Here is a 15,274-nt window from a genome sequence, read left to right on the forward strand (position 1 = left end):
CTCCGCCCGGGTACTGCCGTGGGTGTGGGTTCGGGTCCGGCTCAGAGGCCGGGGGTTCCGGGCATCGTGTCGCCAGCGGAGACGGCGGGGCCGGCGTCCCCGGGGGTCTCGCTGGCAGCGGCTGCCGCGGCCACGGCGGCGGGCTCCCCCGCCTTGGGCTTGCTGCCCCCGGTGAGACGGCCGATGATCGACGGCCGGCCCTGGGTCTTGTTCCACACGTCGAAGGCGACGGCAGCCAGCAGCACCAGACCCTTGATCACCTGCGTCTGCCCGGAACCGACGCCCATCAAGGTCAGGCCGGAGTTGAGCACCGCCATCACGAGGCCACCGATCATGGCGCCCATCACGGTGCCGATGCCGCCGCTGACCGCGGCACCACCGATGAAGACGGCGGCGATGGCGTCGAGCTCCCAGCCGTTGCCATCATTGGCGCCGGCGGCGCTGGCCCGGCCGATGAACAGGATGCCGGCCAGAGCCGCGAGGAAGCTCATGTTGAGCATGGTGAGGAAGTAGGTGCGTTTGACGTTGACCCCGCTCAGCGCGGCGGCGGCCTTGTTGCCACCCACCGCATAGACGTGCCGGCCGAAACGGGTGCGCTCAGTCATGAAGTAGTAGACGATCACCAGGAAGAGCAGGATGACGCCGGGCACTGGGAAGGACGTACCGGGGCGCCCCGAGCCGAACAGCCAGGTGACATAGCCGATGACCACCGCGAGCAGGACGATCCGAGTGATGGTGGCCCACATCGGTGCCTCGACGCCGCGCTTGAGGCTCTGGCGACGGCCATTGAGCTGGCTCCAGGCGACGAAGGCGACCCCCAGCAGACCGAGCAGCAGGGTCGAGTTGTTCATCCCGGTGAAGGCGGGGCCCCATTCGGGCAGATAGCCCGCACCGAACTTGGCCAGCTCGGGGGGCGCGGCCAGGGAGATCGAGTTGGACAGCCAGATCAGGGCGCCGCGGAAGATCATCATGCCGGCCAGGGTGGTGATGAAGCCGGGGATCCCAACCCGCGCCAACCAGAAGCCGTGCCAGGCACCGATGGCGGCACCCAACGCGATGCCCATGATCACCGCGAGCACCCAGTTGAGGCCATGACTGGCCACCAGCCAGCACACGAAGTAGCCGACGAAGCCCGCGACCGACCCCACCGAGAGGTCGATCTGACCGATCACGATCACCATCAACATGCCCAGCGCCATGATCAGCACATAGGCATTGCCGGTGATCAGGCTCTGCGCATTGGCCGGGGTGAGCATGCGCCCGCCGGTCTCGAGGTGGAATCCAACGGCCAGGATGACCAGGACTGCGATCATCGTGTACTGCTGGAGATTGCTGCCAAGGACTTGCTTGATCGCCTTCATGGGTCTTCCCGTACCTGTCAGTTGAGCGCCGGCTCGGCCGGCTGGGTCTGGGTGGGCTGCACCGACGTGGTGGTCATCCGGCGCATGAGGTCTTCCTGGTCGGTACCCGCCGCGGGCAGGCAGCCGGTGATCCGCCCCTCACAGATGGTGTAGATCCGATCGCTCACGCCGAGCAGTTCGGGCAGTTCCGAGGAGATCATGATGACCGCCTTGCCCTCGTCGGCGAGCTTGTGGATCAGCTTGTAGATCTCGTACTTGGCACCGACGTCGATGCCGCGGGTGGGCTCATCCAGGATCAGCACCTTGGGTTCGGGGTACATCCACTTGGCCAGCACCACCTTCTGCTGGTTGCCGCCCGACAGCGTCGCCACCCCGATGTCGGTGGAGGGAGACTTGATCCGCAGCTCGTCGCGGAATCGATTGCTGACCTCCTTCTCCTTGCCGAGATCCAGCAGGAAGCCCTTGAGGATCGCCTTGAGATTGGCGGCGGTGATGGTGGTCTTGATCGAGTCCAGCAGGTTCATCCCCAGGGTCTTGCGGTCCTCGGTGACGTAGGCGATACCCAGGTCAATCGCCTGCTGCACGGTCTTCGGATTGACCTGCTTGCCCTCCAGGAAGACCTGGCCACCGCGGTAGATGCCGTAGCTGCGGCCAAACAGGGAGCGGGCCAGCTCGGTGCGTCCCGCGCCCATCAGGCCGGCGAAACCGACCACCTCTCCCGCCCGAACGTCGAAGCTGGATCCCTTGGCCACCAGACGCCCCGGGATCTCCGGATGTTCCACCGTCCAGTCCTTCACCTCGAACAGCACCTCGCCGGGGTGCGACTCGTGGTCGGGGTAGCGGTTCTCGATCGAGCGACCCACCATCGCCTTGATGATCCGGTCCTCGTCCACCTGGCCGGCCACCACGTCATAGGTCTCGACGGTCTTCCCGTCGCGGATCACGGTGACGGCGTCGCTGATGGCCGCAATCTCGTTGAGTTTGTGGCTGATCATGATCTGGGTGATGCCCTTGGCCTTGAGGCCCCGCATCAGGTCCAACAGGTTGGCGGAGTCGTCCTCGTTCAGGGCGCTGGTGGGCTCATCCAGGATCAGCAGCTTGACGTCCTTGCTGAGCGCCTTGGCAATCTCGACCAGCTGCTGTTGCCCCACCCCAAGACTCTTGATCTTGGTGTCCGGGCTGATCTCCAGCCCGACGCGCGCCAGCAGGTCCATGGCGCGGGTACGTGCCTGGTTCCAGTCGATCAGGCCATGGGCGGTGAGCTCATCGCCCAGGAAGATGTTCTCGGCCACGCTGAGCTCCGGGATCAGGGCGAGTTCCTGGTGGATGATCACGATGCCCTCGCGCTCGGAGTCCTTGATGGTGCCGAAGCTCACCTCCTTGCCGTCGAACAGGATCTGGCCGTCGTAGGTTCCGTGCGGATGAACTCCGGAGAGCACCTTCATCAGGGTGGACTTGCCGGCGCCGTTCTCCCCGCAGATGGAGTGGATGTCCCCGCGGCGCACCCGCATGGTCACCCCGTCGAGCGCGCGCACACCGGGAAAGGTCTTGGTGATGTCGCGCATTTCGAGGATGACGTGGGATTCGTCGGCCATCGCTTGTCTCCTTTGACTCGCACCGGCGAGCGCCAGCGCACGTCGGGATGAACACAAGGTAAAGCCGCCGCGGGCTTGCCGTCAAGACTTGAATTCAATTCCGGGCGATTCTCCTCCAATCACCCCACGTGACCAGCTCTTGACTTTTGGAGGTGAACGGAAGCAAGGTCTCACATAGGATTCCTCAACCCGATGCAACAGGAGGTGGTGGGCCGTGGGCTCCCCCGGTTCGCAGACCTCCCTGCGCGAGGCCAATGCCAACCGGATCCTGGACTCGGTGCGCACCTTCGGCGCCATCACCCAGGTAGAACTGGCCGCCGACACCGGGCTGTCCGCCGCGACGGTGTCCAACATCGTCAAGCAGTTGGAGGCCGACGGCCGGGTGGTGACCAGTGCCACCACCCGGTCCGGGCGACGGGCGCAGCAGGTGAGCCTGGCGGCCACTTCCACCCTGACCTTCGGGGTGCACATCGGGCCCCGCTCACTGGACGTCTACCTGGCCGACGCGTCGCACACCGTGCAGCACGCGCGGCACCTTCCGCTGCCGCACGATCACCGCTATGACACGACCCTGGACCGGGTGGCCCTGTTGGTGGGCGAGGCCGCCGACCAGGTGGGCGCGAGCCTGGATGAGGTGACGGACGTGGGGGTAGCGCTGCCCGCCGACCTGTCCCCCGTCGTACCCGGCCGCTCCCTGCAGGGCTGGGAGGACGTGGACGTGGCCGAGACCCTGTCCCGACGGCTGAACCGTCCGGTGCTGCTGGAGCGCCAGGCCGACGCGGCGGCGGTGGCCGAGTACCGCTTCGGTGCCCTGCGTGGCGCCGCGGTGGCGCTGCACGTGCGGGCCGGGGAGAGCGTCGAGGCCTGCCTGTTGCTGGACGGCCAGCCGCACCGCGGCCGGTCGGCGTCGGTGGGGGCCCTGGGCCATGTCCAGGTGGACGCCGGCGGGGCGATCTGCCGCTGCGGCGCCCGGGGCTGCCTGAGCACGGTGGTCTCCCCGGCCGCGATGGCCGACCGGCTGCGGCTCAGCCACGGGCCACTGGGGCTGCGCCAGATCATCCAGGCCGCCAATCGGGGCGATGCCGGGTGCCGGCATGTCCTGGTGGACAGCGCCCGCGTGCTGGGTCAGGTGATCGCCAACACCGCAACCATGCTGGGGCCAGACCGGATCCTGCTGGGTGGCGAGTTGGCCGAGGTGGGTGACCTGCTGCTCGATCCGGTGCGGGAGGCGCTGCGCTCCCGCCCCTTGCTGGGCGAGGCCGACGAATTGTTGGTGTCCCCCGAGCTGGGGCGCGGGGCCGAGGCGATGGGGGCCGCGGCGCTGGCCCAGGAAGGAGCCGGCCGTGAGTGAGCCTCTGCTGGAGTTGCGCGGGGTCGGGATGACCTTCGGTGGGGTGCAGGCCGCCGTCGACGTGGACCTGACGGTGCACCGCGGGGAGGTCGTCGCCCTGGTGGGCGACAATGCCGCGGGCAAGTCCACCATCGCGCGGATCATCGGCGGCGTGCAGCAGCCCACCTCCGGCCAGATCCTGTTGGACGGACGGCCGGTGTCCATTGCCTCGCCCCGCGCCGCAACGCTGCTGGGGATCGCCTCGGTCTTCCAGGAGTCATCGCTGGTGGACAACCTGGACGTCGTCGGCAATGTCTTCCTGGGGCAGGAGCTGCGCACCCGGCTGGGGCTGCTGGACCATGCCCGGATGCGGGCCCAGGCCCGTCATCATCTGGGCACGGTCAACGCGCGCATCCCGGACACCCGGGTCGCCCTGCGCCAGCTCTCCGCTGGTCAACGCCAGTGCGTGGCCATCGCCCGCACCCTGGTCAGCAATCCCTCGCTGGTGGTGCTGGACGAACCCACCGCCTCCCTCTCCGTGGGGCAGACAGCCGAGGTGTTGGGTTACGTGGACGAACTGCGCAGTCAGGGGCTCGGCGTGATCCTGATCAGCCACAACCTCACGGACATCCGGGCGGTGGCCGACCGGATCGAGGTGCTGCGCCACGGCCGCAACAACGGCAGCTTCCGGGCCGACCAGGCCAGCTATGAACAGGTGCTGGCGGCCATCACCGGCGCCACCCACCTGCCCAAGCCGGCCTGACCACTAGACGTTGAACCCGATGCTGCGCAGCTGCTCGCGGCCGTCGTCGGTGATCATCTCCAGGGACCACGGCGGCAGCCAGACCCAGTTGATGGTGGCGGTCTCCACCAGGCCCTCCAGCGCGGCCTGGGTGTCGTACTCGATCCGGTCGGTGAGCGGACAGGTGGGGCTGGTCAGGGTCATGTCGATGGTGGCGTTGTTGCCTTCGTCGACGTGCACGCCGTAGACGAGCCCGAGGTCAACCACGTTGACCATCAGCTCGGGGTCGACCACGTCGCGCATGGCCTCCTCGACGTCCTCGATGCTGGCGACGGGCTTGCTGGCCTCGCCTCCCGGCAGCTCGTCCTTGACCAGGTCGCTGGGGCGCCGGACGGCGGCCCGGTCGGCCGCAGCCTGATCGGCCTCGGCCCGGTCGGCCGCGGCATCCGCGTTCAGCGGGTGATTGGGATTGGACACCTCAGTGCTCCTCAGTGGTGGTCGGGGAAGGGTTCTCGGCGCCGGCCTGGGCGCGCAGGATGGCGTCGCGGGCGGCAGACCAGCCGAGCATCGCGCACTTGACCCGGGCGGGGAACTGGGAGACGCCGACGAAGGCGACGCCGTCCTCCAGCCGGTCCTCGTCGGGCTCGGCCTTGCCCTGGCTCTGCATCATCGCCAGGAATTCGTCGTGCAGGGCCAGCGAATCGGCCACGTCGCGGTCGATCAGCAGCTCGCTCATCACGCTGCTGGAGGCCTGGGAGATGGAACAGCCCTCGGCGTGGTAGCTGATGTCGGCAATTCTGTCGCCGTCCAGCTGCACCCGCAGGGTGAGCTCGTCGCCGCAGGACGGGTTCACGTGGTGCACCTCGGCCTGGTAGGGCTCACGCAGGCCGGAGTTCAGCTTCTCCCGGTAGTGGTCCAGGATGATCTCCTGGTACATCTGTTCAACGCTCACTTGCTCTCCTTGGCTGCCCGGCGACGACGGATCCGGCTCTGGCCAGTGCCCGCAAACTTGGAACCAAAGAAGTCCTTGGTCCATTCCAGCGTCTCGGCCAACTGCTCCACCTCGTCGGGCGTGGTGTACAGGTAGCCGGACGCCCGCACCGAGGACTGCACGCCGAGCCGCTCGTGCAGCGGACGGGCACAGTGGTGGCCGCCGCGGATGGCGACGCCGCGGGAGTCCAGCATCTGCATGATGTCGTGCGGATGCACCCCGTCCAGGGTGAAGCTGACCGCTCCCCCGCGCTCGACGGCCTCGGTGGGTCCGAGGATCCACAGGCCGTCGATCCGCTGCAAGCGCTCCAGCATCAGCGCGGTGATCTGGTGCTCATGGGCCGCGATCTTGTCCATCCCGATCCCGGAGACGTAGTCCAGGGCGGCGGCCAGACCGACGGCCTGGACGATCGGCGGGGTGCCGGCCTCGAAGCGGTGCGGCGGCGGCGCGAAGGTGGAGCCGGTCATCTTGACCACCTCGATCATCTCGCCGCCACCCAGGAATGGCGGCATCCGGTCCAGCAGCTCGGCGCGTCCCCACAGGATGCCGACGCCGGTGGGGCCGCAGATCTTGTGGCCGGTGAAGGCCAGCAGGTCACAACCCAGCTCGGTGACGTCCGTGGGCCGTTGCGGGACACCCTGCGAGCCGTCGACCACCATGGTGGCGCCGACGGCGTGGGCCAGCTCGCTGATCTTGCCGATCGGGTTGACGGTGCCCAGCACATTGCTGATCCAGGTGACCGAGACGATCCTGGTCTTCTCATTGATCAGTCCGTCGCGCTCGGCAGCCTCAAGATCAAGCCGACCTTCGTCGGTGATGTCGAACCAGCGCAGCGTGGCGCCGGTGCGCTCGCAGACCAGCTGCCAGGGCACGATGTTGGAGTGGTGCTCCATCACGGAGACCACCACCTCGTCGCCCGGCTTGAGCGTGGCCCCCAGCGAGTTGGCGGCCAGGTTCAGCGCCTCCGACGCGTTCTTGGTGAAGACCACCTCGGAAGCACTGTCGGCGCCGATGAAGCGGGCGATGGTCTCCCGCGCGCCCTCGAAGGCGGCGGTGGCCTCACCGCCCAAGAGGTGCATGGCGCGGGCGACATTGGCGTTGTGCTGCAGATAGTGCTCGGCGATGGCGTCGACCACCTGACGCGGCTTCTGCGAGGTGTTGGCGCTGTCCAGGTAGACCAGCGGGTACTCCCCCGCCGTGCGGGAGAGGATCGGGAAGTCGGCCCGGATGGCGTCCACGTCCAGACCGGGATGGGTCTGTTCAGTCATGGTGCTCCTTGCCTGACAGTAATTGCTGCCAATTGGATTGCTGCCACCTGTGTGCGCCGCTGACGCGGGTGCGTCAGCGGCGCCCTGGGTTGTGCGGTGCCCGTAAGCCCCGGAGTTGGCCTCAGCGGGGGCATAGGCCTTGATGTACTGCTCGTAGCCGCTGGCCTCCAGCTCCTCGGCCAGCTCCTTGCCACCCTCGGCGGCCACCCGGCCGTCGACGAAGACGTGCACGTGGGTGGGGTTCACGTAGCGCAGGATCCGTGAGTAGTGGGTGATCAGCAGCACGCCGCGGTCGCCCTGCTCGCTGAACCGGTTGACGCCCTCACTGACGACGCGCAGGGCGTCGATGTCCAGGCCGGAGTCGGTCTCGTCCAGGATGGCGACCTTCGGGTTGAGCAGCTCCAGCTGGGCAATCTCGTGCCGCTTCTTCTCGCCACCGGAGAAGCCCTCGTTCACCGAACGGGCGGCGAACTCCTTGTCCAGCTGCATCTTCTCCAGCGCGGCGTTGACGTCCTTGACCCAGGTGCGCACCTTGGGGGCCTGGCCGTCCAGTGCCGTCTTGGCGGTGCGCAGGAAGTTGGCGACGCTCACCCCGGGCACCTCGACGGGGTACTGCATGGCCAGGAAGAGGCCGGCGCGGGCACGCTCGTCGACGGTCATCTCGGTCAGGTCCTGACCATCCAGCAGCACCTTGCCGGAGGTGATGGTGTACTTCGGGTGGCCCGCGATGGAGTAGGCCAGGGTGGACTTGCCGGAGCCGTTGGGGCCCATGATGGCGTGCACCTCACCATCGTTGATGGTCAGGTTGACGCCCTTGAGGATCGGCTTGGGACCGGTCTCGGTCTCCACGTCCACGTGCAGGTCGATGATTTCCAGCTTCGACATCTCAGTTCTCCAGAGTTTCAGTGATCTTGATCGGGTTGTCCAGGTCGACGAGCACGCGTCCGTCGGTGATCTTGGTCGGGTAGACCGGCACCGGTTCGGTGGCCGGCAGGTGCAGGGGCTGGCCGGTGCGCAGGCTGAAGCCGACATTGTGCCGCCAGCACTCGATGCTGTCGCCCTCCACCTCGCCCTCGCTGAGCTTGATCTTGGCGTGGGAGCACTCGTCGAAGATCGCGAAGATCTCCTCGCCGGAGCGCACCAGCGCCACGTCCGTGCCCCCCACGGTGACGGCCAGGGGCTGCTCGCCCAGGTCGGCCAGCGCGCAGGCGTCGCGGTAGCTCACTGCGCGGCCTCGGCCTGCGCCTCGGCGGAGACGAAGGCCAGTTCCTGCTCGACGGCCTCCATCAGCCGCTCCTCCACGGCGGGCACGCCCACCCGGCGGACGATGTCCACAAAGAAGCCGTGCACCACGAGGCGACGGGCCTCGGGCTCTGGGATGCCGCGGCTCATCAGGTAGAAGAGATGGTTGTCGTCGAACCGCCCGGTGGTGGAGCTGTGCCCGGCACCGGCGATCTCGCCGGTCTCGATCTCCAGGTTGGGCACACTGTCGGCCTTGGCGCCCTCGGTGAGCAGCAGGTTCTTGTTGTTCTCGTAGGTCTCGATGCCCTCGGCCACCTTGCGGATCAGCACGTCGCCGATCCAGACCGAGTGCGCACCGTCGCCCTGCAGGCAGCCGCGGTAGTCCACATTGGACTTGGTCTGGGGCGCATTGTGGTCCACGAAGATCCGGTGCTGCACGTGCTCGCCCTGGTCCACGAAGTACAGGCCGTACTGCTCCAGCTCGCCGCCGGGGCCGGCATAGCGCACGTCCTCCTGAAGCCGGATGGCGGAGCCGCCCAGAGAGGCGGTGACCAGCTTGACGTGCGCATCGCGGCCCACCTGGACGGAGCGCTGACCGCCGTGCACGGCGCCCTCGGCCCAGTCCTGCAGCGTGACCAGGGTCACCTGTGCGCCGTCGCCGACGATCACGTCGACCTTCTCCGCGTACTGGGCGGTGCCCTCGTAGCGCAGCACGATGGTGGCCTTGGCGAAGTTGCCGACGCGGATTGCCAGGTGTCCCCAGACGTGCTGGCCGTCACCGGTCAGGGTGACCCGGACCGGCTCAGCCAGCTCGGCCTCGGCCGGCACCTCGATCAGCTGGCAGCCACCGGCGTGGTGGGCGGCCAGCGCAGCCACCCGGTCCAGCGGGGCCTCGGCGGCCAGCTGCTTGGCCTCGTCGGTGCTGATCACGCGGCTGGTCACGCCAGCCGGGTACTGCTCGTCCCAGGCCAGGCAGGCGTCGCTGGGGGTGTCACCCAGCAGGGTGCTGAACTTCTTCAGCGGGGTGAACCGCCAGATCTCCTCCCGGCCGGTGGGCTCGGGATGGTCGGTCAGGTCCCACGAGGGGGTGGGGTGCAGGTGCGAGGCAACCGTCTCGATTGCGCCCGCGACAGCCGGTGCGGTGTCAGTGGACAACTGTGTGCTTCTTTCTGTGGGTCAAATGCAAGTGGGTGGTGGCGGGACGGGTCAGCCGACCGCACCCTCCATCTGCAGCTCGATCAGCCGGTTCAGCTCCAGGGCGTACTCCATCGGCAGCTCGCGGGCGATCGGCTCGACGAAGCCGCGCACGATCATCGCCATCGCCTCGTCCTCCTCCAGACCGCGCTGCATCAGGTAGAAGAGCTGGTCGTCGGAAACCTTGGAGACCGTCGCCTCGTGCGCCATGGAGACGTCGTCGGTCCGCACGTCGACGTAGGGGTAGGTGTCGGAGCGGCTGATCTGGTCCACCAGCAGCGCGTCGCACTTCACGCTGGAGGCGGAGTGGTGGGCGCCTTCCTGCACCTCCACCAGGCCGCGGTAGGAGCTGCGGCCGCCGCCGCGGGCCACCGACTTGGAGATGATGGAGCTGGAGGTGTTGGGGGCGCAGTGCACCATCTTGGAGCCGGCGTCCTGGTGCTGGCCCTCGCCCGCGAAGGCGATCGACAGGGTCTCGCCCTTGGCGTGCTCGCCCATCAGGTAGACCGCGGGGTACTTCATGGTGACCTTGGAGCCGATGTTGCCGTCGATCCACTCCATGGTGGCGCCCTCCTCACAGGAGGCCCGCTTGGTCACCAGGTTGTACACATTGTTGGACCAGTTCTGGATGGTGGTGTAGCGCACCCGGGCGTTCTTCTTCACCACGATCTCCACCACGGCGGAGTGCAGCGAGTCCGAGGAGTAGATCGGCGCGGTGCAGCCCTCGACGTAGTGCACGTAGGAGCCCTCGTCGGCGATGATCAGGGTGCGCTCGAACTGGCCCATGTTCTCGGTGTTGATCCGGAAGTAGGCCTGCAGCGGGATCTCCACGTGGACGCCCTTGGGCACGTAGATGAAGGAGCCGCCGGACCACACGGCCGAGTTCAGGGCGCTGAACTTGTTGTCCCCGACGGGGATGACGGTGGCGAAGTACTCCTGGAAGAGCTCCGGGTACTCCTTGAGAGCAGTGTCGGTGTCCAGGAAGACGACGCCCTGACGCTCCAGCTCCTCGTTGATCTTGTGGTAGACCACCTCGGACTCGTACTGCGCGGCGACGCCGGCCACCAGCCGCGCCTTCTCGGCCTCCGGGATGCCCAGCTTGTCGTAGGTGTTCTTGATCTCCTCGGGCAGGTCCTCCCAGGTCTGGGCCTGCTTCTCCGTGGAGCGGACGAAGTACTTGATGTTGTCGAAGTCGATGCCGTCCAGGTCAGCCCCCCAGGAGGGCATCGGCTTGCGGCCGAAGAGCTTGAGCCCCTTGAGCCGCAGGTCCAGCATCCACTCCGGCTCATTCTTCAGCTCGGAGATGTTGCGCACGACGGCCTCGTTCAGGCCGCGCTGGGCGGCCGAGCCGGCGGCGTCGGAGTCATGCCAGCCGAAGCGGTAGTTGCCCAGCGCGTCCAGGTGCTCGTCCTGACTGGCGCCGGTGCCCGGCACCAGCGGCTTGTTGTCTACCTGAGTCATGTCAGTGGGCCTTTCGATCGATTGCGGGAGAGGTGTGGTCTTGGGCGGAAATTCCTTCCGCGAGCGCAGGGTCGAGCCTGCGAGGGCCGGTGCTCGCGAGCGCAGCGGGAGGTTGAAGGGGGGTGGTCCCCCCTTCCTGCAGCACCGGGATGTGCGTGGTGCAGACGCCGTCGCCGTGGGCGATGGTGGCCAGCCGCTGCACGTGGCTGCCCAGCAGCTTGCTGAACAACTGGGTCTCGGCCTCGCACAGCTGCGGGAACTGCTCGGCGACGTGCGCCACCGGGCAGTGGTGCTGGCAGAGCTGGTCACCCAGGGTGGCGGGCTTGACGCTGGCGACGTAGCCATCGGTGTTCAGGGCCTGGGCCAGCACCTCGGCGGCGGTGGCCTCCGGCTGTTCGGTGCGGATCCGGTGGAAGGCCTCCTCCACGTCGGCCACCCGCTGGGAGGCCAGGGCGCTGATCGCGGCCGGGCCGACGGCGTTGACCAACTGCCGCAGGGCGGCGATGGCCAGCTCGTCGTAGGCCTGGTAGAAGGTGGACCGCCCGGAATCGGTCAGGGAGAAGACCTTGGCGGGGCGGCCACGGCCGCGGGCGCCGTAGACCCGCTGTTCCCGGGGTTCGATGTGGCCCTGTTCGGTGAGCACTGCCAGGTGGCGACGGATGGCGGCCGGGGTGAGATTGAGCCGCTCCCCCAGTTCCGCCGCGGTGCTGGCGCCGTGTTCCAAGATGGAACGCGCGACCCGTTCCCGGGTGGAGGCGTCCTCATCGGCGTCGACGAGCCCCGGCGACGCGGGGCGCGCGGTAGTCTCGTCAGATTTCACAACGCCATGCTTACCTAATTGGCGGGCGCCTTTCAACAAAGCCTCGCCTAAGTTCGTCCGGTGACCTGCCACCCGGTTGGTTCAGCCGATCAACAGCCGGACTCCCAACACGAAGCCTTGCCCTTTCAACCAACGGTGGGATGATGGACACCGATCACGGGCGAGGTTGCCCGCGATGTTGACGAACTGCAGACGCGGAGCCGGGCAATGGGTGCCCGGAATCGCGGGTGCGACAGAAAGGCAACACCATGAGCTACTCCCTCGGCCGTCGTGGCTTCATCGGCCTGGCCGGCCTCGCCGTGGGCGCCAGCGCCCTGTCCGCGTGCGGCAGCAAGTCGGAGTCTGGCGGCGGAGCCAGCCCGTCGGCCGGCGCCAGCGGCTCCAACGCCCCCGCCGCCGGAGCCGGGACCATCACCGTGTGGACCGACTCCAACCGGGAGCCGGTGCTCAAGCCCGTCGCCGAGAAGTTCAAGAATGACACCGGCGTGACCATCAAGTTCGTGGTCAAGGACTTCGCCAAGCTGGCCGACGACTTCGTCACCCAAGTGCCGACGGGCAAGGGGCCCGACGCCTCGATCATGCCGCACGACGCCACTGGCCGGCTGGTGCAGAACGGCGTCATCTCCCCCGTCGAGCTGGGCGACACCAGCGCCTTCGAGGATGTCGCCGTGCAGGCCTTCACCTATGAGGGCCAGGTCTACGGCGTGCCCTACTCCACCGAGTCCATCGGCATCCTGCGCAACACCGCGCTGGCCCCGGAGAAGACCCCGGACACCTTCGACGCCATGATCGAGGCGGGCAAGAAGGTCGTCGCCGCCGGCAAGGCCAAGTACCCCTTCCTGGTGGGTCTGGACCCGAAGACGGCCGATGCCTTCCACCTGTACCCCTTCCAGACCTCCTTCGGCGCACCGGTCTTCGAGCTGGGCGACAAGGGCTTCGACGCCTCCAAGCTGGCGATGGGTGGGGAGAAGGGCGCCAAGTTCGCGGCCTGGCTGGCCGCGCAGGGCAAGGCCGGAATCCTGAACCTCAACGTCACCCAAGACATCTCCAAGGCCCAGTTCTTCGCCGGGAAGACCCCCTATCTGCTGACCGGTCCGTGGAACCTTGCCGACGCGAAGAAGGCCGGGATCAAGTACGCCATCGATCCCATCCCCAAGGCCGGAGACCAGGATGCCCAGGCCTTCGTGACCGTGCAGGGCTTCGTGATGTCCGCCAAGACCCAGAACTCGGTGGCGGTCAACAAGTTCCTGGTGGAGTACGTCGGCTCCGAGGAGGTGCAGACCGAGCTCTACAAGGTCGGCCTGCGTGCCCCAGCCAACAAGGCCGCCTACGAGGCCGCCAAGGCCGATGCGGATGTCTCCGCCTTCGGTGCGGTCAGCGCCAAGGGCGTGCCGATGCCCAACATCCCGGCCATGAACGGTGTCTGGACCGACTGGGGCACCGCTCAGGCCCAGATCATCGGCCAGAAGGCCAAGGATCCGGCCAAGACCTGGGAGACCATGGTCACCACCCTGAACGGCAAGATCACCAAGTGATCCGTTGCCGGTGAACACCAGGCAGTAGCAGCGCATCGGCCCCGGGAGGCAAACTTCCGGGGCCTTGCCTGTTCCCGCCACGACGAAGACCGAAGGGCCATGAGCACACCAAAGAACTCCCTGTCCGGGGCGGCGCGTGAGCAGGCGGTCACCCGCGCGCAGTCCGCCTATTCCACCGGCCCCCTGCCGTGGGTGATCAAGATCGCCGCACTGGGCGCGCTGGACGCCTTCCTGGTACTGGGCGCCATCACCGCCGTTGCCTCCGGCGCCTGGTGGATCCTGGCCGCCATCGTGCTGCTGCTGGTCCTGGTGAACGGCATCTACCTGCCGCCCAACCGCTTCCTGCCAGCCAAGTACCTCTTCCCCGGGCTTGTCTTCCTGACCATCTTCAGCGTCGGCGTGATCCTGTACACGGTCTACATCGCCTTCACCAACTACGGCGACGGGCACAACTCGTCGAAGGACGACGCCATCGTCGCCATCCAGGCCAACAACACCACCCGGGTGCCCGGATCCAAGGCCTACAAGTCGGCCGTCGCCCTCAAGGACGGCAAGCTGCAGCTGGTCGTCGTGGACCCGGCCACCAAGAAGGTGGAGGCCGCCCCGGACCAGGAGGTCCTCAAGGAGGTGGAGGGCGCCGAGCTCACCAGCATCGGCGGGATCAAGTCGGTGCCGGGCTACCAGGTGCTCAGCTTTGCCGAGATCACCCAGCGCACCAAGGAGATCGCCGCCCTCAAGGTGAAACTCGACGAGGACCCCAACTCGGGCTTCATCCGGACCACCACCGGCTCGGCCGCCTACGAGTACAAGTCCACCCTCACCTATGACAAGGCCAAGGACACCTTCACCGACGCCAAGGGCAGTGTGTACCACGACTCCGGCAAGGGCTCCTTCGTCACCGACGACGGCAAGCGGATCGAACCGGGCTGGAAGGTGGGCGTCGGCTTCGAGAACTTCCAGCGGGCCTTCACCAATCAGGACATCCGCGGCCCCTTCCTGAAGGTGACCGCCTGGACCTTCGCCTTCGCCTTCCTCAGCGTCGCGACCACCTTCGCTCTGGGGCTCTTCCTGGCCATCATGTTCAACGAGCCCCGGATGCGCGGCCAGAAGATCTACCGGGTCCTGATGATCCTTCCCTACGCCTTCCCCGGCTTCCTCTCGGCGCTGGTCTGGGCGGGCCTGTTCAACCAGGAGTTCGGCTTCATCAATGAGGTGCTGCTGCAGGGCGCGCGGATCCCGTGGCTCACCGATCCCATCTGGGCCAAGGTGGCGGTGCTGCTGGTGAACCTGTGGCTGGGCTTCCCGTACATGTTCCTGGTGGCCACCGGCGCCCTGCAGTCCATCCCCGACGACGTGCTGGAGGCGGCCCGGATGGACGGCGCCAGCACCTGGCAGACCTTCCGGCAGATCAAGCTCCCGCTGCTGATGGTGCCGCTGGCACCGCTGCTGATCAGCTCCTTTGCCTTCAACTTCAACAACTTCGTGCTGATCTACCTGCTCACCAATGGCGGCCCGCAGTTCGAGGGCACCTCGCTCAGCGTCGGCGCCACCGACCTGCTGATCTCGATGGTCTTCAAGGTGGCCGGCTTTGGTGGTGGCCACCATGACTATGGCCTGGCCAGCGCCTTCGCCATCATCATCTTCTTCATCATCGGCGGCATCTCCTACCTGGGCTTCCGCCAGACCAAGACCCTGGAGAACCTGAACTGATGTCCACCTCCGCTGCCATGCCAGA

General features: G+C 67.3%; 13 protein-coding genes and 1 pseudogene. 4 read left to right on the forward strand and 10 right to left on the reverse strand.

The annotated features are described in order from the left end of the window. Nucleotides 1-41: 41 nt before the first annotated feature. Nucleotides 42-1,361, reverse strand: coding sequence for a sugar ABC transporter permease (locus tag AAEX60_RS04910; RefSeq protein WP_342101608.1), 1,320 nt, complete (start codon nt 1,359-1,361; stop codon nt 42-44). A gap of 17 nt (nt 1,362-1,378) precedes the next feature. Then, the gene (locus AAEX60_RS04915) at nt 1,379-2,956 is read right to left on the reverse strand and encodes an ATP-binding cassette domain-containing protein (RefSeq protein ID WP_342101609.1); all 1,578 of its coding nucleotides are present in this window, start codon (nt 2,954-2,956) and stop codon (nt 1,379-1,381) included. A gap of 214 nt (nt 2,957-3,170) precedes the next feature. Here AAEX60_RS04915 and AAEX60_RS04920 point away from each other — a divergent pair, with 214 nt between their 5' ends. Next, complete coding sequence (locus tag AAEX60_RS04920; RefSeq protein ID WP_342101610.1) at nt 3,171-4,307, forward strand: ROK family transcriptional regulator; 1,137 nt, start codon at nt 3,171-3,173, stop codon at nt 4,305-4,307. Further along, nucleotides 4,300-5,049, forward strand: a complete 750-nt coding sequence (locus AAEX60_RS04925; protein WP_342101611.1) for an ATP-binding cassette domain-containing protein — start codon at nt 4,300-4,302, stop codon at nt 5,047-5,049. Before AAEX60_RS04920 ends, AAEX60_RS04925 begins: the two co-directional genes overlap by 8 nt. Nucleotides 5,050-5,052: 3 nt before the next feature. On the opposite strand, the gene AAEX60_RS04930 is transcribed toward AAEX60_RS04925, so the two are convergent. From AAEX60_RS04930 to AAEX60_RS04965, 8 genes and pseudogenes are all read right to left on the reverse strand, one after another. Beyond that, nucleotides 5,053-5,403 (reverse strand): metal-sulfur cluster assembly factor, encoded by a 351-nt coding sequence (locus AAEX60_RS04930; RefSeq protein WP_342101663.1) that lies wholly within the window; start codon nt 5,401-5,403, stop codon nt 5,053-5,055. Nucleotides 5,404-5,506: 103 nt separating this feature from the next. Further along, nucleotides 5,507-5,980, reverse strand: coding sequence for a Fe-S cluster assembly sulfur transfer protein SufU (sufU, locus tag AAEX60_RS04935; RefSeq protein WP_342101612.1), 474 nt, complete (start codon nt 5,978-5,980; stop codon nt 5,507-5,509). Then, nucleotides 5,977-7,287: a cysteine desulfurase gene (locus AAEX60_RS04940; RefSeq protein ID WP_342101664.1), complete on the reverse strand. Its 1,311-nt coding sequence runs from the start codon at nt 7,285-7,287 to the stop codon at nt 5,977-5,979. Before AAEX60_RS04940 ends, sufU begins: the two co-directional genes overlap by 4 nt. A 111-nt stretch (nt 7,288-7,398) precedes the next feature. Further along, nucleotides 7,399-8,172, reverse strand: a pseudogene (gene sufC, locus AAEX60_RS04945) (Fe-S cluster assembly ATPase SufC); the annotation flags it as partial. Between the two features lies 1 nt (nt 8,173). Continuing rightward, entirely contained in the window at nt 8,174-8,512 is a 339-nt protein-coding gene (locus tag AAEX60_RS04950; protein ID WP_342101613.1) for a non-heme iron oxygenase ferredoxin subunit, read from the reverse strand. Then, on the reverse strand, nt 8,509-9,684 hold the full coding sequence (gene sufD / locus AAEX60_RS04955) for a Fe-S cluster assembly protein SufD (RefSeq protein ID WP_342101614.1): 1,176 nt from the start codon (nt 9,682-9,684) through the stop codon (nt 8,509-8,511). The genes AAEX60_RS04950 and sufD overlap by 4 nt, the downstream gene beginning before the upstream one ends. Before the next feature lie 51 nt (nt 9,685-9,735). Beyond that, entirely contained in the window at nt 9,736-11,184 is a 1,449-nt protein-coding gene (sufB, locus tag AAEX60_RS04960) for a Fe-S cluster assembly protein SufB (protein WP_342101615.1), read from the reverse strand. 1 nt (nt 11,185) lies between these two features. Further along, nucleotides 11,186-12,004, reverse strand: a complete 819-nt coding sequence (locus AAEX60_RS04965) for a helix-turn-helix transcriptional regulator (RefSeq protein WP_342101616.1) — start codon at nt 12,002-12,004, stop codon at nt 11,186-11,188. Between the two features lie 416 nt (nt 12,005-12,420). Here AAEX60_RS04965 and AAEX60_RS04970 point away from each other — a divergent pair, with 416 nt between their 5' ends. Next, a complete protein-coding gene (locus AAEX60_RS04970; RefSeq protein ID WP_342101665.1) occupies nt 12,421-13,539 on the forward strand; it encodes a sugar ABC transporter substrate-binding protein in 1,119 nt (372 codons plus the stop codon). A gap of 99 nt (nt 13,540-13,638) precedes the next feature. Beyond that, nucleotides 13,639-15,249 carry an ABC transporter permease subunit gene (locus AAEX60_RS04975; RefSeq protein WP_342101617.1) on the forward strand — a complete coding sequence of 537 codons (1,611 nt, stop codon included), beginning with the start codon at nt 13,639-13,641 and terminating at the stop codon, nt 15,247-15,249. Nucleotides 15,250-15,274 lie beyond the last annotated feature (25 nt).

The organism is Luteococcus sp. H101 (assembly GCF_038433155.1).
Classification (GTDB): Bacteria; Actinomycetota; Actinomycetes; order Propionibacteriales; family Propionibacteriaceae; genus Luteococcus.